Source organism: Oceanobacillus alkalisoli, assembly GCF_021556485.1.
GTDB lineage: Bacteria > Bacillota > Bacilli > Bacillales > Amphibacillaceae > Oceanobacillus > Oceanobacillus alkalisoli.
Genome location: NZ_JAKGBW010000002.1, coordinates 37,780 through 58,543, shown reverse-complemented (window position 1 = coordinate 58,543; position 20,764 = coordinate 37,780). Strand labels below are relative to the sequence as shown.

At 41.2% G+C, this 20,764-nt stretch carries 17 protein-coding genes and 1 tRNA gene; 1 reads left to right on the top strand and 17 read right to left on the bottom strand.

Going from position 1 to position 20,764, the window contains the following annotated elements; all coding sequences use genetic code 11:
* Positions 1-2: 2 nt before the first annotated feature.
* From sigI to LZD48_RS02385, 14 genes are all read right to left on the bottom strand, one after another.
* The gene (gene sigI, locus LZD48_RS02445) at positions 3-728 is read right to left on the bottom strand and encodes an RNA polymerase sigma-I factor (protein WP_235761147.1); all 726 of its coding nucleotides are present in this window, start codon (positions 726-728) and stop codon (positions 3-5) included.
* Positions 715-837, bottom strand: a complete 123-nt coding sequence (locus tag LZD48_RS18685; protein WP_255770361.1) for a hypothetical protein — start codon at positions 835-837, stop codon at positions 715-717. The genes sigI and LZD48_RS18685 overlap by 14 nt, the downstream gene beginning before the upstream one ends.
* 318 nt (positions 838-1,155) lie before the next feature.
* Positions 1,156-1,896, bottom strand: coding sequence for a PRC-barrel domain-containing protein (locus tag LZD48_RS02440; protein WP_235761146.1), 741 nt, complete (start codon positions 1,894-1,896; stop codon positions 1,156-1,158).
* A gap of 63 nt (positions 1,897-1,959) precedes the next feature.
* Positions 1,960-2,781, bottom strand: coding sequence for a S1C family serine protease (locus LZD48_RS02435; RefSeq protein ID WP_235761145.1), 822 nt, complete (start codon positions 2,779-2,781; stop codon positions 1,960-1,962).
* A 12-nt stretch (positions 2,782-2,793) separates the two neighbouring features.
* Entirely contained in the window at positions 2,794-4,830 is a 2,037-nt protein-coding gene (locus tag LZD48_RS02430) for an ABC transporter ATP-binding protein (RefSeq protein WP_235761144.1), read from the bottom strand.
* Positions 4,830-6,578, bottom strand: a complete 1,749-nt coding sequence (locus LZD48_RS02425) for an ABC transporter ATP-binding protein (protein ID WP_235761143.1) — start codon at positions 6,576-6,578, stop codon at positions 4,830-4,832. The genes LZD48_RS02430 and LZD48_RS02425 overlap by 1 nt, the downstream gene beginning before the upstream one ends.
* 363 nt (positions 6,579-6,941) lie before the next feature.
* A complete protein-coding gene (locus LZD48_RS02420) occupies positions 6,942-7,178 on the bottom strand; it encodes a hypothetical protein (RefSeq protein ID WP_235761142.1) in 237 nt (78 codons plus the stop codon).
* Between the two features lie 219 nt (positions 7,179-7,397).
* Positions 7,398-8,474: an undecaprenyldiphospho-muramoylpentapeptide beta-N-acetylglucosaminyltransferase gene (gene murG / locus LZD48_RS02415; RefSeq protein WP_235761141.1), complete on the bottom strand. Its 1,077-nt coding sequence runs from the start codon at positions 8,472-8,474 to the stop codon at positions 7,398-7,400.
* A gap of 143 nt (positions 8,475-8,617) precedes the next feature.
* The gene (gene odhB / locus LZD48_RS02410; RefSeq protein WP_235761140.1) at positions 8,618-9,880 is read right to left on the bottom strand and encodes a 2-oxoglutarate dehydrogenase complex dihydrolipoyllysine-residue succinyltransferase; all 1,263 of its coding nucleotides are present in this window, start codon (positions 9,878-9,880) and stop codon (positions 8,618-8,620) included.
* Positions 9,881-9,893: 13 nt separating this feature from the next.
* Entirely contained in the window at positions 9,894-12,740 is a 2,847-nt protein-coding gene (locus LZD48_RS02405; protein WP_235761139.1) for a 2-oxoglutarate dehydrogenase E1 component, read from the bottom strand.
* Positions 12,741-13,270: 530 nt separating this feature from the next.
* Positions 13,271-13,744 carry a tRNA (uridine(34)/cytosine(34)/5-carboxymethylaminomethyluridine(34)-2'-O)-methyltransferase TrmL gene (gene trmL / locus LZD48_RS02400; RefSeq protein ID WP_235761138.1) on the bottom strand — a complete coding sequence of 158 codons (474 nt, stop codon included), beginning with the start codon at positions 13,742-13,744 and terminating at the stop codon, positions 13,271-13,273.
* 52 nt (positions 13,745-13,796) lie between these two features.
* The gene (locus LZD48_RS02395) at positions 13,797-14,639 is read right to left on the bottom strand and encodes an amidase domain-containing protein (protein ID WP_235761137.1); all 843 of its coding nucleotides are present in this window, start codon (positions 14,637-14,639) and stop codon (positions 13,797-13,799) included.
* Positions 14,640-14,696: 57 nt separating this feature from the next.
* A complete protein-coding gene (queG, locus tag LZD48_RS02390) occupies positions 14,697-15,833 on the bottom strand; it encodes a tRNA epoxyqueuosine(34) reductase QueG (RefSeq protein WP_235761136.1) in 1,137 nt (378 codons plus the stop codon).
* Positions 15,834-16,150: 317 nt separating this feature from the next.
* Positions 16,151-16,224, bottom strand: a tRNA-Gly gene (locus tag LZD48_RS02385).
* Between the two features lie 222 nt (positions 16,225-16,446).
* On the opposite strand from LZD48_RS02385, the gene dat reads away from it, so the two are divergent.
* Entirely contained in the window at positions 16,447-17,325 is an 879-nt protein-coding gene (gene dat, locus LZD48_RS02380) for a D-amino-acid transaminase (protein WP_235761135.1), read from the top strand.
* Between the two features lie 207 nt (positions 17,326-17,532).
* Here dat and LZD48_RS02375 read toward each other — a convergent pair whose 3' ends face one another.
* From LZD48_RS02375 to argJ, 3 genes are read right to left on the bottom strand one after another with little or no spacing between them, the layout of a single operon-like run.
* Positions 17,533-18,732: an aspartate aminotransferase family protein gene (locus tag LZD48_RS02375; RefSeq protein WP_235761134.1), complete on the bottom strand. Its 1,200-nt coding sequence runs from the start codon at positions 18,730-18,732 to the stop codon at positions 17,533-17,535.
* A complete protein-coding gene (gene argB / locus LZD48_RS02370) occupies positions 18,725-19,525 on the bottom strand; it encodes an acetylglutamate kinase (protein ID WP_235761133.1) in 801 nt (266 codons plus the stop codon). The genes LZD48_RS02375 and argB overlap by 8 nt, the downstream gene beginning before the upstream one ends.
* Before the next feature lie 9 nt (positions 19,526-19,534).
* Positions 19,535-20,761 (bottom strand): bifunctional glutamate N-acetyltransferase/amino-acid acetyltransferase ArgJ, encoded by a 1,227-nt coding sequence (gene argJ / locus LZD48_RS02365; protein ID WP_235761132.1) that lies wholly within the window; start codon positions 20,759-20,761, stop codon positions 19,535-19,537.
* Between the last annotated feature and the right edge of the window lie 3 nt (positions 20,762-20,764).

The window sequence follows — 20,764 nt, the reverse complement described above, 5'->3', positions numbered from 1 at the left end:
TGCTACCCCTCCTTTACGTACTCCTTTAGATATAAGAAGTTTTCATCAAAGACGATAAACATCGCTAAGATATATTTCCTGTTTCGTTCTAATGTTTTCTTACTTACAGATACGCGACTTTCCAATTTTTTAATCGGAAGTTTTTTCTTTGTTTTTACATAATCTCTTAGTTCTTCATCTTCTATGAGCATACGAGCAATTTGTACAGATGTTTCTCTCGTATTTCGATGTTTCGGTGCAATTTCAGTCAATTCAAGAAGAGATAAGTTGTATTCCTTCAGTCTCTGATGATATTCCAGTGTCTCTTCCCGACGAATAATCGCCAGTTGCTCATCCTGATATTGTTCGATAACAGCAGAGATTTCAGCTGGATTCTCCATCGTTTCTTCATCATACGTTTGATCAAAGGAGATGACATGCTGGCGTCTTGCATTATACCGGATGTAGTCGATTACCTTGCGTGAAACAATTAATTTAGCAAAGGAAAGGAAAGACGACCCTTTTGTTGGTGAATATAAGAATATCGCTTCATTAAAAGCGGATAAACCAATACTGAATTCATCATCCCGAGATGGGTCTATGTAACGTTTGCATACTTGTGATACAACTTTTACCATGAACGGCTGATACGACTTCAGAAGATAATCATGCATTTCTTTATCTCCTTGTTGTACTTGAATCACGATGTCTTCCAGGGGTACCTGGCCAGTCTCGTTAGATAATTCCATCGCCAGCACCTCCTGGTATTATAAATTTCGTTTCTTTGATTGTTTTTTCGGGTGTAGTATGTATTTGTTTTAATTTTATTTCTTTTTTATATAAAAATATATTTATCATGTATCTCCCACCAGTTTATTTTCTCTTTTTTTCAACAAACTTTATGACTTATGTATTACTTATCTTACCGTTTTTCTATCTCAAGCGGTTTACAGCCCGATTAAAAATGTGTTACTTCTTCAAATGCGGAGGCGCCCGTTTCGCGACATACGGATTGGACTGAGCCGGAGGAGATATAGGAAACACAGCGACCAAAGGGAGCTGATGTTGACTTATCGTACGGAGGTGAAGGAAATCCGCTAGTCGCTGGGCGCTGGAGCAAGACGTCTCCTTTGAAATAATAGAAGCACAGGCCTTTTTTAAGCCTGTGCTTCTTTTTCATTGGAGTGCTTTTAATATATCTTCATTACTTGGGTAGTTCGTCTTGTTAGCAAATTGTTCGACCGTTTCATCAAGATAGACATCGCCTTCAAACCAATCCACAGAAGTGATGCGTTCAATCGGATAAGGATAATAATCATTCGTCATGACATTATTGCTCGTAAGGACAATATATTTCACTTTCCAATCATCATCATAAATAAAATCAACGACTTTACCAAGTTTGCCATTTTTCCCATGGGCACGGGAATTCATGATTTCTTCATGGCTGCGCAAATTATTATCCCGGTGATGTCTTCTTAATTCCCCTTCGTCCGCATCGTAAAGCGGATCTTCCATTCTCTCATACCATTCTTCTTCATTACTTCCCACTCTGCCAAGCGGTCGTTTTTCACCACTTAAGATCACATCATCTGACCAGTAACGCGTCCAGCCGAAGTATTTAAAAAGCTGATTTTCCTTATCTCTCGTTAAATCCGTTCCTTCTGGTACTGGCGGACTGTTTTTAATCGTACTTTTATCATACTCCACTTCCATTGATTCATTCTCCGGATTCACACCGATAAAAATACTTGGCGGGAGCAACACTTTCCGTTCAGGCAACCATTTCCTCGTATCTACAATGGCGTAGCGTATTTTCCAATCGTTATCATCGATATATATATCTTTAATTTTACCCATTTCCCCATCCGTTGCATCAATGTTATACGTCTGTAACACAGATGTAAAATGATACATAATCTTCGCCTCCATCACGGTTTATCTTCTACTTGTTTCTTACCCGTTGATGAAGTGATTAAACTAATTCACATAGTCATAATAATAATCGATTGGTATGAATAAACCGACCCTTCCATGGATATCATGATTCAGCGTTGCGAAAATAACACCAATTACTTCTCCTTCTTCCGTAATAATCGGACTGCCGCTATTCCCCCGATAAACCGGGGCCTGAATCATTAAAACAGGCTGATCCCAACTGGATAACTGTGTATAGCCGATAATGGTTCCTTCATTAGCTATCCCATTAAAACGAAGGGGATTGCCGATGAAGTTAATCTTTTCATTTTCTGAAAAAGTTGTTGTTTCTGCGAGCGTGAGATGCGGGAGATCTTCTCCGTTCGTTTCCACTATGGCTAAATCAACGTCTGGATAACTTGCAATAACCTCCCCATGAAGAAGGCCGTGCTCTGGGAAAGCTACCGTAACGAATGTCTCCCCTTCAATAACGTGATGATTCGTAATAATTGTCCCATTATCATTAATGGAAAAACCAGTCCCTTTCCCATCTGTCGTTTCAATTACAACAACAGCTTCTTTATATGCTTGAATATCTTCCTGCTGAGATAATTTCATCGATGTGCGCAAGAAATCAATCGCTGGGATAGAGAATGTTTGCGGAAGTAATGCAATGACATTAAACAGCATCGCTACCGCTATCACCCAGAAGACCCATTTTGGAAAAATACTTTTCGCTGGGGCTTCTCTTCGTTCCTTCGCACGCTGCAGTGCCTTTTGTCGTTCTTCTTCCACCAGCTCCAATAATTCTTCCTCAGCAATTTCTTCATATAAATCAGTATCAATAATATCTATCTCTCTCTCTTCTTGATCCTTCTTTTCCATTATGCACCCCGCCTATGACACAATCGCTCGTGTTCTGCCTTGCTGCATCTGATACATTTGATAGTAAAGTCCTTGCTCTTTAATTAGTTTATCATGGTTCCCCCGCTCTTTCACAGTGCCATGGTCAAGGACGAAAATCATATCTGCCTCTTGGATCGTTGATAACCGGTGGGCGATGATAAGTGTCGTCCGGTCTTCTTGCAGAACGTTTAATGCGTGCTGGATAATACTTTCTGTTTCTGTATCCATATTTGCAGTTGCTTCATCCAATATTAATATCGCGGGATTAAATACGAGCGCACGGGCAAAGGAGATGAGCTGCCGTTCACCTAATGAAAAAGTCCCCCCTCCCTCTGTTACGATTTCGTCATATTTGCCAGGTAGCCTTTCTATAAAGTTTGCGGCCCCAACGGCTTCTAATGCTTGCTTTGCCTGCTCATTTGAAATACGCGGGTCATTCATCGTGACATTTGTTAAAATTGTACCAGTGAATAAGAAAGGATCTTGGAGTACGATTCCCATATGACTCCTCACTTGCTGACGGGACCAATCTGTTACAGGGTACCCATCAATTGATATAGTACCTTGGTTCGTATCATAAAAACGGAAGAGCAAGTTCATAATCGTACTTTTTCCTGAACCGGTATGGCCAACAAAGGCTGCTGTCTCGCCAGGCCTCACTTCAAAAGAAATATCTCTTAATACATTATCAACTCCGTTATAGGAAAAGGTTACATGATTAAACCTCACATGCCCCCTGTATCTTTGAATTCCTTTTGTCTCAAGGGCTTCTCCTTCGTAATCCATTAGTTCAAATACCCTTTGGCCAGCTACCCTTGCCTGTTCGATCAATGGGAGCTGATTTACAATATCTGTCATCGGTTCAAAAAGCCTCGTAATATAATCAACGAATGCATATAACATTCCAATGGATATTACACTTGTTATATCAAGAGAACCGGAACCAAAATACCAGATAAATCCAACAAAGGTGAGATTACGAAAAACCGTCACTAAATTATATGATGTGAGGGCACTTAAGCGGACTAATTTCTTCTGGTACGTATAATGTCTTTCATTTAATTGTTCGAATTCTTCATGGGTCTGTTTCTCCTGATTAAATGCTTGAATAATCGTCATTCCCTGGATTGCTTCATTAATCTTTCCATTCATATCGCTGATTGTCTTGCGAATAACTTTATTATATTTCGTTCCGAAGTATTGATATCCTTTCATCCAGAGATAAATGAGCGGAAGAATAAGGAGACACATCAACGCTAATTTTGCATCCAAAATGAATAAAGCAACAAAAATCCCCGTCATATAAACGAAACTGGAAACGATAATCGACAAGACCCTCTCATATAAATCTCGGATTGCCTCTGTATCATTCGTTATCCGTGCAACAATAGTTCCAGCTGGCCGGTCGACAAAATAATGGATCGGGATTCGTTGGATATGACTAAATAAATCCATCCGCATTTTTTTAATAATTTGATTGGATGCCTGTTGCAGTAAAAAAGTTTCAAAAAACTTAAACACCCCCGCAATGAGCAGCAGCACCATGTAAAGAACGAGTAAGAAAATGATTGGACGCTGTTCCGGATAAAAGAAAGCGTATGATTCACTTAAGTCCAGTCTTGTTGCATCATATTGCATGGTTTCCTCACCTAGCTGAATATTGATCATGTCATCCGAAACATTTCTTGTTCCCTGTAAGGGGACTTCGTCTTCGATAAGAAAATAAGAGATCCCGATTTGCATTAACGTAAGCGGATCACCAACGAGATCATCGGCTGGAGCCAAACGATCCACCCGTTTATAAAACTTGTCATCATGCTCGATCGTATAACGGTCATTATCCTCTGTTACTGCCTGCCAATATCCTTCCACTCCTAGAATATGGTCATCGATTACTGTTTTTGCAATCAGTGGTCCTGCAAGTTCTAGACCAACCGCAATTACAAGAAAGACTAGACCAAGCAAGATACCTTTCTTATAATGCAGTGCATAACCGAAAAGCCGTCTTTCTGTTGTAGACTTTTTCACTATTCACCCACCTCCGTTTCTTCCAGCTGTTGCTGTTCATACTGCTGCTTATACCAGCCATTACTTTTTAGCAGTTCTTCATGTGTTCCTTCTTCCACAATTTTTCCTCGTTCAAGAACGATAATATGGTCAGCATGTGTAACAGCTGATAAGCGGTGCGCAGCAATGAATGTCGTTTTACTTTTTCTCTCGTTACGTAAATGTTTGATTATCATTGCTTCCGTCTTTCCGTCAACTGCTGACAAGGAATCATCAAGTATGAGTATTTCCGGATCTTTAACGAAGGCTCTAGCGAGGGCAACCCGTTGTTTTTGACCACCAGACAAGGTTACACCGCTCTCACCAACTTCCGTATCGAGTCCATTTGGAAGCTGTTTCAGGTCATCTAAGAAGCAGGCAAGATCTAAAGCCCGATAAATCGGTTCATCGGTAGCTTCTGAATGACCAAATTGAATATTTTCCCGGATTGTTTTGGAAAACATCATTTGATCCTGTGGAACATAACCAATCCAACTGCGCAGTTCTGCTAAATTTAATTCCCCAATTGGAATTCCAGATATTACAATTTCCCCTTGCATCCCGGGATACTGCCGAAGCATTAGTTTGAAGAGACTAGTTTTGCCTGCTCCAGTTTTCCCAACGACACCAATTGTCGCTCCTTTCGGTACATGTAAGTCAATATCATACAGTTGATGATAGTTCGTACCTGGATAGGAAAAACAAACTTGTTTAAAGTTAATGCTGGAGACGCTATTGATTTTCTGAGCTGTTTCCGGATTTGTAACGTCTGCCTTATAATCCAATGTAGCATTTACACGGTCAAGAGATGCATTACCTCGCTGTAAAATATTTATCAGCTCCCCGACTGCAAACATCGGCCAAATAAGCATTCCCAGATAAACGTTAAATGTTACTAAATCTCCTAGTGTCAATTGGTTTTCAAAGACAAGAAATGCACCATACCCTAAACCAATCGTGTAAGATAGCCCAACAAGAATTTTCATCGTCGGCTCGAATAAAGCGTCGATTTTTGTCACTTCCATATTCTTGAGATAGACATCTTCTGTCATCTTATCGAACCGTTGCAGCTCTTGAACTTCTTGGACAAATGCCCGGATGACACGTACCCCGCGGATCGATTCAAGTACGTCATTATTCATCTCCCCAAATGCGTCTTGGGCTTTCATAAATCTCGCGTGAATCGCAGCACCATATTTATTCATGACAATTGCCATTACCGGTAATGGCAACAATGCTGCCAACGTCAGTTTCCAGCTGATTGTAAACCCCATCATAGCAATAATCATTAACATAAAAATACTAGAATCAACTAAAGTCAACACACCAAATCCGGCCGTTTGACTGATTGCTTTTAGATCATTTGTCGACCGCGCCATCAAGTCACCCGTCCGATATTTTCCAAAAAAGGTTGGAGTCATTTTCAAAAAATGCGTCATTAATTTCGTCCGCATCCATTTTTCAAGAATCACTGCCCCACCAAATAATGTATAATCCCATAAAAAAGAAATCGTGTAATGGGCAACTAACAAAATGATAAGGAGAAGGATAATGGACTGAAGCAACTCCATTGTTAATGTATTATAGTGAATCTGATCAATCGTAAATCCAATTAGCTTCGGCGGTACTAAACCGATTGCGCTTGCCGTACATAAAGCAATAACGGCAAAACTATAACGCTTCCAATAATATTTAAAGAACCAATCCAATTTCTTAAAAACTGCAAACATCCTTCCACCTTCTTCACTTCTAATAAAACTGCAGCTCACTTTCATTCAGCGTAAGTGTCCGAAACTCATTTCTGGAGGTCCGCAGTCCAGACACCTCTCGCACCTGCTGAGCGGCTGAATGAAAGCGAACATAATAAAAAACACACGGGTGGTTGATGATTCGTGTGTATCGGGTTAATGGAATAGAAAGTAATATTTATGATTCCGTAATAAGTATAGTATCTTGATTTTTAATAGTCAATCTATTTTTAATTTGCTATAATAACGCTTTACTGCAACAAAGTTTTTGACACAAAAAAAGAATATCTCAAGACTCCCTGAGTTATTCTAATAACATTTTCATATAAGTGAATCGACAATCGTTTATTGTCTTTTTATTACACGTTGCTGTCGTTCCTTTCCATAATTAATCATTCGTTCTACTTTCACAAAACTCACTTCTGTAGCTACAGCTATATCTTTTATAGAGACATAAGGGTTCTTCTTGATGAAATTCCAAACTTGTTCGCTTTCCTTAAGACATGTCTGGCACAACATAAAAGGACTATTATCCATCGATTCTTGACATAATCGGCAATTTCGAACAATTTTTCTCATCATCTTCTCACCCCTTATTTAATTTTCCCCTTCATCATACGCCAACAATTTCAATAACACAAGTCCGTTTTGGAATTTTGCTAAAAATACTACTTGCGTATGACGAACTCACCATACTAATTACCCATGAAATTTATCATTTCAGTGATAAATTTGTCGAATTTCAAGTTTATTTAAAATGGGCAACTGAAAAGTAGATGACTATTCCAGTTACCCATTTTTCTATTTTTTCTCCACTTCTTTAATAATCTCAATCACACGTTCACGGGTTGCTCCTGGTTCAAATTGTTTCATTTTATCTTGAATTACTGGTGCTGTTTTCACAAGTTGAAGTAATTCTTCTGTTAGTTTGTCTGCTGTTACTTCTGCTTCTTGAAGTACACGAGCAAACCCTTTTTCCTTAAATGACCTTGCATTGACAATTTGGTCTCCTCTGCTTGCTTCAAGTGATAATGGAACGAGCAACATTGGGATACGCAATGCTAAAAATTCAAATATTGCATTCGACCCAGCACGGGAAAGAACAAAATCAGTTGCAGCAAAGATATCTTTCAATTCTCCATGGACATATTCAAATTGTGCATAGCCTAGGGAGTTAAGAGAAGTATCAACTTTCCCCTGACCACAAATGTGAATAATTTCAAATTGCTGCAACAGTTTCTGTATATTGGTTCGCACTGCTTCATTTATCATTTCCGAACCACCACTTCCACCCATGATGAGCAGAACGGGTTTTTCTCCTTTCAACCCGGTGAATTTCAGTCCTTTATCTCTTTCTCCAGTGAAGAGTTCTTCCCTAATGACCGCACCTACATATTCTCGTTTTTGTTCTGGAAGAAATTCAAGTGTTTCTTCAAAGGTAGCAAGCACTTTCTTCGCAAACGGAATCGATAATTTATTGGCAAGTCCGGGCGTATAATCCGACTCGTGAATGACAGCAGGAACGCCTCGCAGTTTAGCTGCAATCACGACTGGAACAGAAACGAAACCACCTTTGGAGAAAATGACGGAAGGTTTTCTATTACCGATAATACGATAAGCCTGCATAGTCCCTTTCAATACTTTAAAAGGATCTTTAAAATTATCAATTGACATATAACGTCTTAACTTTCCAGTTGAAATCGGGTGGTACGTGACACCGTCCAATGGTTCAATTAAATCTCGTTCGATTCCTTCATAGGAACCGATATAATCAATCTCCCAACCAGCTTGCTGATAAACTGGAATCAGGGCTAAGTTCACAATTACATGACCGGCAGTTCCTCCACCGGTGAAAAGAATGCGTTTATCATTCTTCATCTAACGCTCTCCCTCTCTTCATAAAATGCCATTTCCTTCAATTAGTTTATCTGAAATGAGATAAAAAAGGAAGAGGAATGAAAAAAAGCGAATCTTTCGGGAGTAGTCCCTGAAAGATTCGCTTTAACATTTCAATTAATCTATTAACCTTCAAGCAAGAGATCGTATGGATCTTCAAGCATTTGTTTAATACGTACGAGGAATTGCACCGCTTCTTTACCATCTACGATACGATGATCATAAGAAAGTGCCAAGTACATCATCGGGCGAACTTCAATCGTATCATCCGGCATCACAACCGCACGTTTTACAATGTTATGCATACCGAGAATCCCTACTTGTGGTGCGTTCAGAATCGGGGTGGATAACATTGACCCGAAAATACCGCCATTTGTAATCGAGAATGTTCCTCCTTGCAGGTCGGATAAAGCTAGTTTATTCTCTCTTGCTTTTGTACCAAGATTCATAATTTCTCGCTCTACTCCTGCAAAATCCAGACGATCTGCGTCACGCACAACTGGAACGACGAGCCCTTCTTCCGTCGATACTGCGATTCCAATATCGTAGAATTTCTTAAGAACTAATTCGTTGCCTTGAATTTCCGCATTCAGTAATGGGAATTCTTTAAGCGCACCGACAACAGCTTTCGTGAAGAAGGACATGAACCCAAGTTTTACTCCGTTTTTCTCAAGGAATTTATCCTTACGCTCTGCACGCAATTTCATAATTGCTGACATGTCGATCTCATTAAACGTTGTAAGCATCGCCGCTTCTTGCTGGACATTTACAAGGTTCTTTGCAATTGTTTGACGACGGCGCGTCATTTTAACGCGTTCAACAGGCTTGCTAAATTCTGTTTTTTCTTGTTTTGGTGCCGCGTCTGCTTGTTTCTTCGCTTTATCAGCTGCTTCAATCTGTTGTTGTGCTGCCCGCTCAACATCTTCTGGACGTACACGTCCCAATGGATCAACAGGTGCGATTGTGCTTAAATCAATATTTAATTCACGCGCACGTTTTCTCGCTGCCGGCGAAGCAATTACACCATTTGCATTTGTTTCTTCTGTTTGCTCTGTTTCCGATGCTTTCGTTTCTTCTTTAGTGGCAGGGGCCTCTTCTTTGGCAGAAGTTTCTTCCTGCTTCTGTTCTGATGAACTCGTTGCTCCAGCTTCCCCATTCTCATCAAGTTTTGCAACAATATCTCCTACTGTTACATCTTCGCCTTCCGGTGTAAGTATTTCTGTAATTACTCCAGCAAATTCCGAGTTAACTTCAATGTTTACTTTATCCGTTTCAAGTTCAATGAGCGGGTCGCCCTTTTCTACTTTGTCCCCCTCTTTAACTAGCCATTCTGCGATTGTACCATCTGTGATTGATTCAGCTAATTCTGGTATCTTGATATCTTGCACCAGTAACTCCTCCTTAGTTTTGTGTTAATGCCTGTTTAATAATTTTGCTTTGTGCTGCTTTATGGAAGCTTGGTACTCCTCCTGCTGGTGCAGCTCTTCTAGGTCGGCTAATTACACGTAATGTTTGATCATCTTTCAATAGATCTCGTAAATAATCATCGACGAAATCCCATGCCCCCATGTTTCTTGGTTCCTCTTGTACCCATACAATTTCTTTCACGTTTGGTAATTTATCCAATTCAGCTTTCAAATCTTTCTGCGGGAATGGATAAAGCTGTTCGACTCGCAAGATTTGCAGCCAGTTATAATTCTCTTTTGACTCGGACATTTCTTCTTCAATATCAACCATTACTTTACCACTACCGATTAGAAGACGTGTTGCCTTTTCGCGATTCGGTTCAAAGTTTGGCTGCTGGCGTAATGGCATAAACTTCCCATTCGAAAACTCTTTCGCTTCTGCTCCCATTCTAGGATTCCGAATCATACTGCTCTTCGGTGTCATCATTACTAATGGTCTAGCCTCCACACGGCCTCTTAGTGCAGCTTGTCTCCGTAAAATATGGAAAAGCTGTGCTGATGAAGTGACGTTTGCAATAATCCAGTTATTCTCTGCTGCAGATTGTAAGAATCGTTCCAATCGCGCACTAGAGTGTTCTGGTCCTTGACCTTCATAACCGTGTGGCAGGAGCAATACCATATTGGATTTTTCTCCCCATTTTGCCCGTGCGGAAGAAATAAATTGGTCAAAGATCACTTGTCCAACGTTCGCAAAGTCTCCGAACTGCGCTTCCCAGATTACGAGTGTATCTGGTGAATAAACACTATAACCGTATTCGAACGCAAGAACTGCAGCTTCTGATAAAGGACTATTCCGTACATCAAACGAAGCCTTCGCATCTTTCAAACCATGCAGCGGACTATATTTTTCATTCGTATTAACATCATGTAAAACGATATGACGGTGTGCAAATGTACCACGTTCCGTATCTTGACCCGTAATACGAATCGGAATACCATCACGCACGATCGAAGCATATGCTAATGCTTCTCCTGCGCCCCAATCAAGTACATTACCATCCTCAAGCATTTTTGCACGGCGACTCAAAACACGCTCTGTTTTTCTAAAGCCTGTAAAACCTTCTGGACGTTCTAGCAATTCTTCGTTTATTTCTTTTAATACGACCTCATCCACCTTTGTATTATGGTTATCCAATCCATTTAACAAGTATTCTGGCATTGTTGGTGGTTCCGGTGTACCGATTTCGGTTTCACTCATTTTGCTGTAGATTCCATATAATTTATTGTAGATCTCTTCTTGTAAATTCTCATATTCACCCTTACGAATCGTTCCTCTTTCCTCTAAGCGCCCGGCAAAGATTTTTGCGACTGGTGGGTGATTATCAATTTCTTTATATAGTTTCGGTTGCGTTGTACGCGGTTCATCCATTTCATTATGACCGTGACGGCGATAACCGACGAGATCAATCACAAAGTCTTTCTTAAACTTCTGACGGTACTCCCAGGCAATTTTAATCGCAGAAATACAAGATATCGGATCATCCGCATTCACCCGGATAACCGGCACTTCAAATCCTTTCGCCAAGTCACTTGCATAACGCGTCGAGCGCCCATCTTCTCGGTCTGTTGTATAACCGACAAGGTTGTTCGCAATAAGATGCAGGCTTCCTCCCGTGTTATAACCAGGAAGATTGGATAAGTTGAGCGTCTCTGCAACAACGCCTTCTCCGATGAAAGCTGCATCCCCGTGAATCAAAACTGCAACCGCTTTATTCGGATCTCGTTTCGGGTATCCTCTGTCTGAACGATCATCTTGAGCCGCACGAGCGAATCCTTCGACTACCGGGTTAACAAATTCCAAGTGGGAAGGATTATGTGCTAATGTAATTTTCGTTTTTACTTCTTTATCACTCGGATATGCTTTCGTTGCTCCGTAGTGATACTTCACATCATCCGTCCAACCATAACTGATGGACTTGGAGCCCTCTGAAGGCATTAATTCTTTATCAGATGAATAGTTGAATTCCGAGAATATTTTATCATATGGTTTACCGAGAACTTTCGCAAGAACAGCGAGCCTGCCACGGTGGGCCATTCCCATCATGATATTTTCAATACTTTCCTGTGTTGCGTGATTGACAACTTCATCAATCATCGGCACCATTACTTCTAATCCTTCAATGGAGAAACGTTTTTGTCCTACAAATGTTCTAGAGAGGAAGTTTTCAAATCCTTCCACATCAACGAGACGTTTCAATAATCGTTTTCTTTCCTCATCTGTCGGTTCAACTCTTGCATTCCCTGATTCTATTAAATTAATAAACCATTCTCTTTCCTCATGGTTGTTAACATGTTCATACTCAAAGGTAATGGTTCCTGTATAATATTTCTTTAAACGTTCCACTACTTCCAAACCATTATCCACACCGGCTGGTGCTTTATCCCATAACCATTTAGCTGGGATTTCTTTTAAGTCTTCATCGGTTAAATCATACGTGCTTGCATCTAAATATTTGTCATCTCCACCTTTATAGCCACCAACAGGATAAATATCAGCTTCAGTATGCCCGTAACGACGAATAGCCTCAACATATTTCAAAGCTGAGGTAATTTTTTTCATATCAACGTCATTTACTGCCTCGGTTCCTGCTTGTGTTGCAGTACGAGTATCCCCGTTGTACAGCCATGAAGGTGCTCCATATGTATTAAAAATTTCTTGTAGTGAAGCTTCCACAGCCTCACTGTCTTCTTTATACAATTCGTATTGCTCTTCGATATACCCCCTGTTTGGTCCGTAAATCTGTCGCCAAAATTGTTGTGCAGATTCCCCATTTTGTATCACTTTTGATACCCCCATTGATGTAATATTGCCCGTCCTTGTAAACGGTTAATATTTTTGTAAGGACGGAAGATTCATCCCATCTATAAATATACATGAAAATAATGTGACTTACAACGATTCACCCTTGAAAAAACAGAAGAGAATCGATGATAGCCCTTACATTTCTGACCGTGCTTAAAAAACGGAGGAGTTCTGACAATTTAGGTTGGGAGTTCACAATTCAAGTTGAATCCGTTATAATAATTTTATATACTGCTTATAGTTTCAGGGTCATACAATTGAAGGAGGACGTTTCAATGAAATTAGCATTAATCTTAGGAGTTATCATTACATTCCTCGTTTCCTGTTTCACATCTGGTTACGAAGCGAAACCAGGCGTACCTAGAAATAATCAGTAACTTAAAAGCAGAAGTGCCCGATCAGCGACGTACGGAGGTCAAGAAATCCGCTAGTCGTTGGGCACTGGAGCTGGACAAACAAAAACCGTCATCTTTCATTTAGATGGCGGTTTTCTCCTATTAGACAATTGCTTAGACTAATCCTTGGAATTGTTGCTGCCTTAGTGCTTCGTAAATAATGATTGCCGCTGTGTTGGACAAATTAAGGGAACGCACTTTATCATTCATGTGAATCCGTAGACAGCGATCTTCTTTGCCTGCGATCAATTCTTTCGGTATGCCTGTCGATTCCCTGCCGAATACAAAGAAAATTTCCTTTGATGTATTGCTGAAGTCATAGTCCGTATAATGCTTCGTACCAAAGTTCTCGATATAATAAAACTCACCCTCCGGATATGCCTCGTATAGCTCTTCAAATGATTGATGCTCAGCAACATCCAAATGCTGCCAGTAGTCGAGCCCAGCCCGGCGCAGCATTTTATCATCTGTCGAAAATCCGAGCGGATGCACAAGATGCAGTTTCGTATCGGTTGCAAGACACGTTCTACCTATATTTCCTGTATTGGCAGGGATCTCTGGTTGGTATAATACGACATGTAAACTCACTTTTCTATCTCCTTAATTTCTTAAAGTTAATCAACTTTTTTATTATAGCACGCTACTCCCCAATCCGGAAAAATTTATACTGGATATTCGGTGTCCAAGCTGCGGAGTCCTCATAGGTCCAGTAGCGATTCCGGCTGTTATTTGTATGAGCATTTACAAGCGGCATCCCATTTGCATCTTTATTTACCACAATCGTATTATGATCCCAGCGCCCGTCTCCCTCAAAGTCATAACAGATCACATCCCCTGGCAGCAATTCTTCTGGGCTTGCCACTTCCTTGCCCTTAAGTCCCGATGTCGAGCCGCTTAAATACCAACGCAGCGAATGGGCAACTGCCCAGCTGAAGCTCCAATTATCGCCTGTATACCACCATCCGCGCTCCCGCACCGGGGCACCGCGCATAGGTGCTCCCCCGGCAAGCATGCACTGGGAAACATAGTTCGTGCAATCAACTTCAAACTCTCGGAAATCAGGATTATAGCTATTCCACCAACGTTCGGCATAGCGCACTGCTTCTCTTCTATCATAGACAAAATCCTGTCTCGTCCCGCCTGAATCTTCCAATATTAAATTCGGATTATCTTTTGCCCGCTGCCGCCTTGGGACTTCCTCATGCTTTATTATTTTTCCATTTTTCAATTCCACCCGGTAAAATAGCTGCTGTTCTTCCAAATGATAATGCTCCGCTTGCTTAATTAAAAAACTTAGATGGAGCAAATATTCCTGTGAGGTTTTATCATCGAACCGAAATACCCGAAACCGTTCACCTCTCCCACTAACTTTAACGATACTCGCCTTTTCCCTTTCCCATAAAGCAAGTTTCCGCCTCCACCATTCCGGCTGTTCTGATTCATTCGTAAAGACTGCAAGCCAATATCCCTTTAGAGAATCCATAAAAATCGCCCCCATAAAAGTATATGGGGGCGTGCTTGTACCTATTTCTTTCACTGGCTATACGCGCAATTCAAATTCGAGACCTTTTTCCATTTCATAAAGCACTTGTTCATCTTCTTCCGTCTGCATTGCTTCCTTGATCGCCTCATGCGCTTCAGGTGTTGCAATTTTACCAAGAGACCATGCTGCTGTCCCACGGATTACTGGTCGAGGGTCTTCCTTCATCACGCTTGTTATTTCTTCGACAGCTGTTTTATCTTTATAATGAGCAAGGGCAAGCAGTGCATTGCGCTGGAGCGGTTTTTTGCCGCGCCACGCGCCAGATAGATGACCAAACGTTTCCCGGAATTTTCGATTAGAGATTCGTAGCATTGGTTTTAACTTTGGCTTCGCAATCTCCGGGTCTGGTTCAAATTCGGGATGAATATGGAAATCAACTCCTTTATTCCATGGACAGACTTGCTGACATGTATCACAACCGTAAATCCGGTTTCCGATTTTATTTCGGAACGGTTCTGGTAAAAAGTCCTTCGTTTGCGTGAGGAAAGCAATACAACGCTGGGCATTCAGCTGTCCTCCCTCAATAAGCGCTCCTGTCGGACAAGCATCCATACAAATTGTACAATCTCCGCAGCTATCTGTAACGGGAGCGTCCGGGATGAATGGCAGGTTTGTAATTACTTCACCGAGATAAACGAAGGAACCAAATTCTTTCGTAATAATCGATGTGTTCTTTCCACTGAAACCGATGCCCGCACGTTCTGCAACTGCCCGGTCAGAAAGCTCTCCAGTATCGACCATCACCTTCGTTTCTGCTTCCGGGACTTTCTCCTGAATAAACTCGACAAGCTTTTCCAAGCGGTCACGAAGAACAACATGGTAATCCACACCCCAAGATGCTCGTGCAAAGATTCCCCGTCTCTCTTCCCTAGTTCCGCGGATTTGATTTTTAATTCGGCTCGGATAAGCAAGTGCGATGGAGATGATCGACTGGGCTTCCGGAAGCAGGCGTGTGGGTTCCGTCCGTTCTTCTAGCGTACCTTTTTCAAATCCGGATTGGTAATTCAGTTCTTGCTGCCGGCGTAACCTTTCGCGGAGTTCGCCGAACACATCGGCAGAAGCAAATCCAATCTTATCAATCCCGATATCCTTGCTGTACTCGATAATCTCCTGCTTCAGCTCATCAATCCTCATCACGAACACCTCCTTTATCTTAAAATAGTTCTCTTCATTTTATCATTGAAATAATGCTCATTTCAACACTTGGATAATCAATACAAATCGTATAAGAAACGCCCTACTGGAAGTCCGCAGTCGCGAGGTATCGGGACCGCTTCCCGGAAATACTCTATTCAGAATTTCTAGTCTTGCTTTTTTGTTAAGCAAGAATGAACTATATAAATAGTGAACTATATCTTAGCGAAAGTGTATTGGGATATATTGCATTATAAAAAAACGCAGCGCCTCGAAACCATTAAATTTACGAGACACTGCGTTGATCACATTATGTATGGAGCGGGTGAAGGGAATTGAACCCTCGACATCAGCTTGGAAGGCTGAGGTTTTACCACTAAACTACACCCGCAGACAAGATTCGTTTTTTAACGACAATTAATATTATAGCAACGATGTAAAAATAAATCAAGGGAAATTTTATTCTCCGTTAACCTTTTTATTCAACTTGCATAAATTAACTATAGAATCACGTTTCAAACAATCCCGTTTTATTTAGCTGAAACCATTTACATTGAAAGGTAAAACCGATAGACTAGGATTAAATTTGTAACACAGAAGGGTGAGTTTTCTGATGGCTGTCTATCCAATCGTTTTTGCACAAGGGTCTTTTATGCATAAAGATAAATTGAATTATCCCTTTGAAGAAAGGGGTTTGCAATTTGGAGATGGAGTATATGAAGTAATTCGGATTTATCAAGGGAAGTATTATCTTCTAGATGAACATATTGACCGGTTATACCGTTCCCTATCCGAAATAAAATTGAGTTTTCCTTACGACAGGAAAGATTTTATGGAAACACTTGAAGAACTGCTGGAAAAAAATGAAATGAAAATAGATGGAAAAGTATATTTACAGGTCACTCGCGGATCAGCCCCGAGAGATCATGTTTTCCCAGATAATATTACACCGAATGTCTATGCTTATCTTGAACCCGCAAGAAGAAATGTGGAATTGATGAAGCATGGTGTACCCGTTATTACAATACCAGATATCCGCTGGAGTTATTGCCATATTAAAAGCTTGAATTTATTGCCAAATTTAATGGCAAAACAGGAAGCAAAAGAACAAGGCTGTTTTGAAGCGATTCTTCATAAAGACGGCACTGTTACCGAATGCAGTGCCTCCAACGTCTATTTTGTAAAAAATGGAAAGATTTATACCCACCCAGCAACGAATGGCATCCTTCATGGCTGCGTCCGTTTGGCAGTAGAGCGCTTCGCTGATGAGTTGGGAATTTCTTTTATTGAAGAAGCTTACCATGTTGGAGACATTAAAGATGCTGATGAAGTTTTCTTATCAAGCAGTACGAATGAAATCACACCGATTATAGAAGTGGATGGTCACAAAATCCATGATGGTTCTCCCGGAACAATTACGAAACAGCTTCAACAAGCATATGCCGTTGATGCTGATATTGAGCCAGTGAACCGGCCGATGCAGGAGCAATAAAATGAAACTTCAATCAGTAGGGATTTTTCTTCATCCCCTCCTGCTTGTCATTTGAACGAATCAGGGATTTACGTTCTGTTTATCCCTCACCTCACATGTTGGGTTTTCTTCATATTTAAGGATGATGGTATTACAGAACGTTAATGCTTAATATATGTAAAAAGAGGATAGATGCCTTTGCATCCTATCCTCTTTTCGTCGTGTTTTTTAATTACTATGTTCACTTTCCATCATAACTTCTGCAAATTGCTTGAGAAATTCATCAATCTCTTCTGTCGTTGTTGTAAGCGGCGGTAATATCCGTAAAACATACTCACCTGCGGACAATGCGAGTACGTTTTTCTCTCTAAGCGCATTAATGTATGTTCCCGCTGCTTTTTCCATTTCCAAGCCAATAAGTAACCCTTTTCCTTTAACGACTTTAATTTCCGGATATATTTCTTTCAATTCATTTAACTTACTGAAGAAATACGCACTTACTTCCTGCACATGCTCCGGTATGTTCTCAGCAAGCATCGTCTTAACCGTCGCATAACCTGCCGTTGCTGCAAGTGGATTTCCACCAAAGGTACTGCCATGGGTTCCTGGTGTAAACGACGCAGCAACTTTATCCTTTGCAAGCACTGCTCCGATTGGAAAACCGGAACCAAGCCCTTTCGCAAGCGTCATGACATCCGGTTCAATTCCAAATTGCTCATAAGCGAAGAGTGTGCCCGTTCTTCCCATTCCCGTCTGAATTTCATCCAGCATGAGAAGAATACCGTTTTCTTTACAGATCTGAGCAAGTTCGCTCACCCAAGTCTGATCAACAGGATTCACGCCACCTTCCCCTTGGACAAGTTCAAGGAGAACGGCAGTTGTTCTACCATTATCGATTTTCTCAAGTGCTTCCGCATCATTATAGGTCAAGTATCGGAAACCTGGTGCAATCGGTGTGAAGCCCTCATGAATTTTATCCTGACCGGTCGCTGCAAGTGTCGTCCCTGTTCTTCCGTGGAAGGATTGTTTAAAGGTTACGATTTCCGTCCGTTCCTCCTTCCCCTGATCTTTAGCATATTTCTTTGCTAATTTAATCGCCGCTTCATTCGCTTCTGCGCCACTGTTTGAGAAAAATGCGGCATCAAAAATACTGTTCTCCGTTAAGGTTGTTGCGAGCTTTTCTTGAATCGGTATGTGGTATAGATTCGATACATGCCATAATGTATTCAGTTGTTCCTGTAACGCTGCTTGCACTTGATCTGGAACATGACCGAGGTTACACGTTGCAATACCGGAAGTATAGTCCAAATACTTCTCACCCAAATCGCTCCAGACATAACTTCCCTTCCCTTTTACAACCGTTAATGGAAAGCGCCCATACGTATTCATGACTGCAAACTTTGTCGCTTTACTTAATGTGTTAGACATGCTGGACCTCCCCGATGACAATTTTCGTTCCGACACGCTTCCCGGCTATATAGGACTGTAAATCTTCAGGTGTGAGTCCGTTTAAAATAACCGATTCTTTCACACCGCCGCTAAGTGCCTTTAAAGCGGAATATACTTTCGGAATCATGCCGCCATATATAATTCCTGATGAAATTTTTGCTTCAATTTCCTTTTTCGTCAATTTTGGCAAGAGTACTTTTTCTCCTTCGATTTCTTCTAATACACCTGGGATATCACTGATTAGGGCGAGCTTTGCCCGTAAACTTTCTGCTACTGCCGCTGCTGCCGTATCCCCATTAATATTATAATGTTGCCCCGATTCATGGATGCCGATTGGAGAAACAACAGGGATTCCACCATTTTCAATAATAAGTTTGAGCCAATCGGCATTTACTTCTTTCACTTCCCCGACATAGCCGAGTTTTCCTGAAGAATCCTGTGGTGTCACTTTTAATAGTGCAGCGTCCACTCCACTTAGCCCAATGCCCGTGCCACCGCTTTGTTGGAGTTTTGTGACGATTTGTTTATTCACACTGCCATTTAAAATATTTTCTACCACTTCGAGCACTTCTTTCGTCGTCACCCGTAAGCCATTGACGAATTCACTTTTCACATTCATTTTTGTCAGTGCCTGATTAATTTCCGGTCCCCCGCCATGCACGATAACCGGATGGATTTTCCCGCTTTTCTTTAATTGAATAACTGTATCAAAAAAAGCGGTTGGGAGTTTTTCCAAAATACTGCCGCCAACTTTTAAAACAATAATCTCCACTTTCTCACCTCACGTACGATAGGATGCATTGATTTTCACATAATCATAGGTCAAGTCACAACCCCATGCAGTTGCTTCTCCCGTTCCATTTTGTAAATCCACATGAATGGTTACCGTTTCTTGCTGCAAATATTCGGTGCCCGCTTCTTCATCAAAGTCAATTGGTAAACCATTATCTACGACTTGTAAATCGCCAAGTGCAATGGAAACCTTATCGACTGCAATCGGCTGTTCACTATAACCTACCGCACAAACAATCCGGCCCCAGTTCGGATCTGAACCGTAAACAGCAGCTTTTACTAAATTGGAAGAAATAATTGCTTTAGCAACTTCTCCTGCCGCTTTGTCTGTTCCGGCACCTTTGACTTGCACCTCGATCAGCTTCGTTGCTCCTTCCCCGTCTTTTGCTATTTGCTTCGCCAGATCTTGACTCACATACTGCAATCCGTTAAGAAACACATCCCAGTCCGGGTGGGATTCATGTAATGTCTGATTTTCCTGTAATCCATTTGCGAGGACAAGGACCATATCATTCGTACTGCAGTCCCCGTCAACGGTAATCATATTAAAGGATTTATCTGTCACCTGGCGTAAACCTGCCTCAAGACTTGACTGCTCTACGGCAGCATCTGTCGTAATAAAGGAAAGCATCGTTGCCATATTTGGGGCAATCATTCCAGAGCCTTTTGCCGCACCTGAAATTGTGACCGGCTTCCCGTCAATTTCAACTTCGACTGCTGCATATTTCGTTACCGTATCTGTCGTTAAAATTGCGGACTCAAATCGTTCCGCTCCTTGGTTCTCCGCTTCCTCCATCCAATGGATCCCTTTGTATAGCTTTTCCATAGGAAGTTGTACACCGATTATTCCTGTCGAAGCAACAGCGACATGATCTACCTCGACTCCTTTTTTCTCGGCAACTAACTTTTGAGTTTCTAATGCGTTCTTCTCTCCTTGTGGTCCTGTGACCGCATTCGCATTCGCTGAGTTTACAACAAGGGTCTGGATTTTCCCTGTTTTATCCAAGCTGTTCTTCGTCACTTGCAGCGGTGCAGCCTTGAAGGCATTTAATGTGTAAACGCCCGCAGCGGTTGCCGGTACTTCGGAATGAATCCAGCCGAAATCAAGCTTTGTCTTACGGAGGCCAGTATGGACGCCTCCTGCCTGAAAACCTTTAGGTGTAGTTACCTTGCCTTTTTCCAATATTTTTAGTTGTTTTTCCTTTACTAATGTCATTTA

Coding starts and splice junctions, on each gene's coding strand:
- sigI (WP_235761147.1), bottom strand. CDS start 728: ATGGAATTATCTAACGAGACTGGCCAGGTACCCCTGGAAGACATCGTG.
- LZD48_RS18685 (WP_255770361.1), bottom strand. CDS start 837: ATGATAAATATATTTTTATATAAAAAAGAAATAAAATTAAAACAAATA.
- LZD48_RS02440 (WP_235761146.1), bottom strand. CDS start 1,896: ATGTATCATTTTACATCTGTGTTACAGACGTATAACATTGATGCAACG.
- LZD48_RS02435 (WP_235761145.1), bottom strand. CDS start 2,781: ATGGAAAAGAAGGATCAAGAAGAGAGAGAGATAGATATTATTGATACT.
- LZD48_RS02425 (WP_235761143.1), bottom strand. CDS start 6,578: ATGTTTGCAGTTTTTAAGAAATTGGATTGGTTCTTTAAATATTATTGG.
- LZD48_RS02420 (WP_235761142.1), bottom strand. CDS start 7,178: ATGATGAGAAAAATTGTTCGAAATTGCCGATTATGTCAAGAATCGATG.
- murG (WP_235761141.1), bottom strand. CDS start 8,474: ATGAAGAATGATAAACGCATTCTTTTCACCGGTGGAGGAACTGCCGGT.
- LZD48_RS02395 (WP_235761137.1), bottom strand. CDS start 14,639: ATGGATTCTCTAAAGGGATATTGGCTTGCAGTCTTTACGAATGAATCA.
- queG (WP_235761136.1), bottom strand. CDS start 15,833: ATGAGGATTGATGAGCTGAAGCAGGAGATTATCGAGTACAGCAAGGAT.
- dat (WP_235761135.1), top strand. CDS start 16,447: ATGGCTGTCTATCCAATCGTTTTTGCACAAGGGTCTTTTATGCATAAA.
- LZD48_RS02375 (WP_235761134.1), bottom strand. CDS start 18,732: ATGTCTAACACATTAAGTAAAGCGACAAAGTTTGCAGTCATGAATACG.
- argJ (WP_235761132.1), bottom strand. CDS start 20,761: ATGACATTAGTAAAGGAAAAACAACTAAAAATATTGGAAAAAGGCAAG.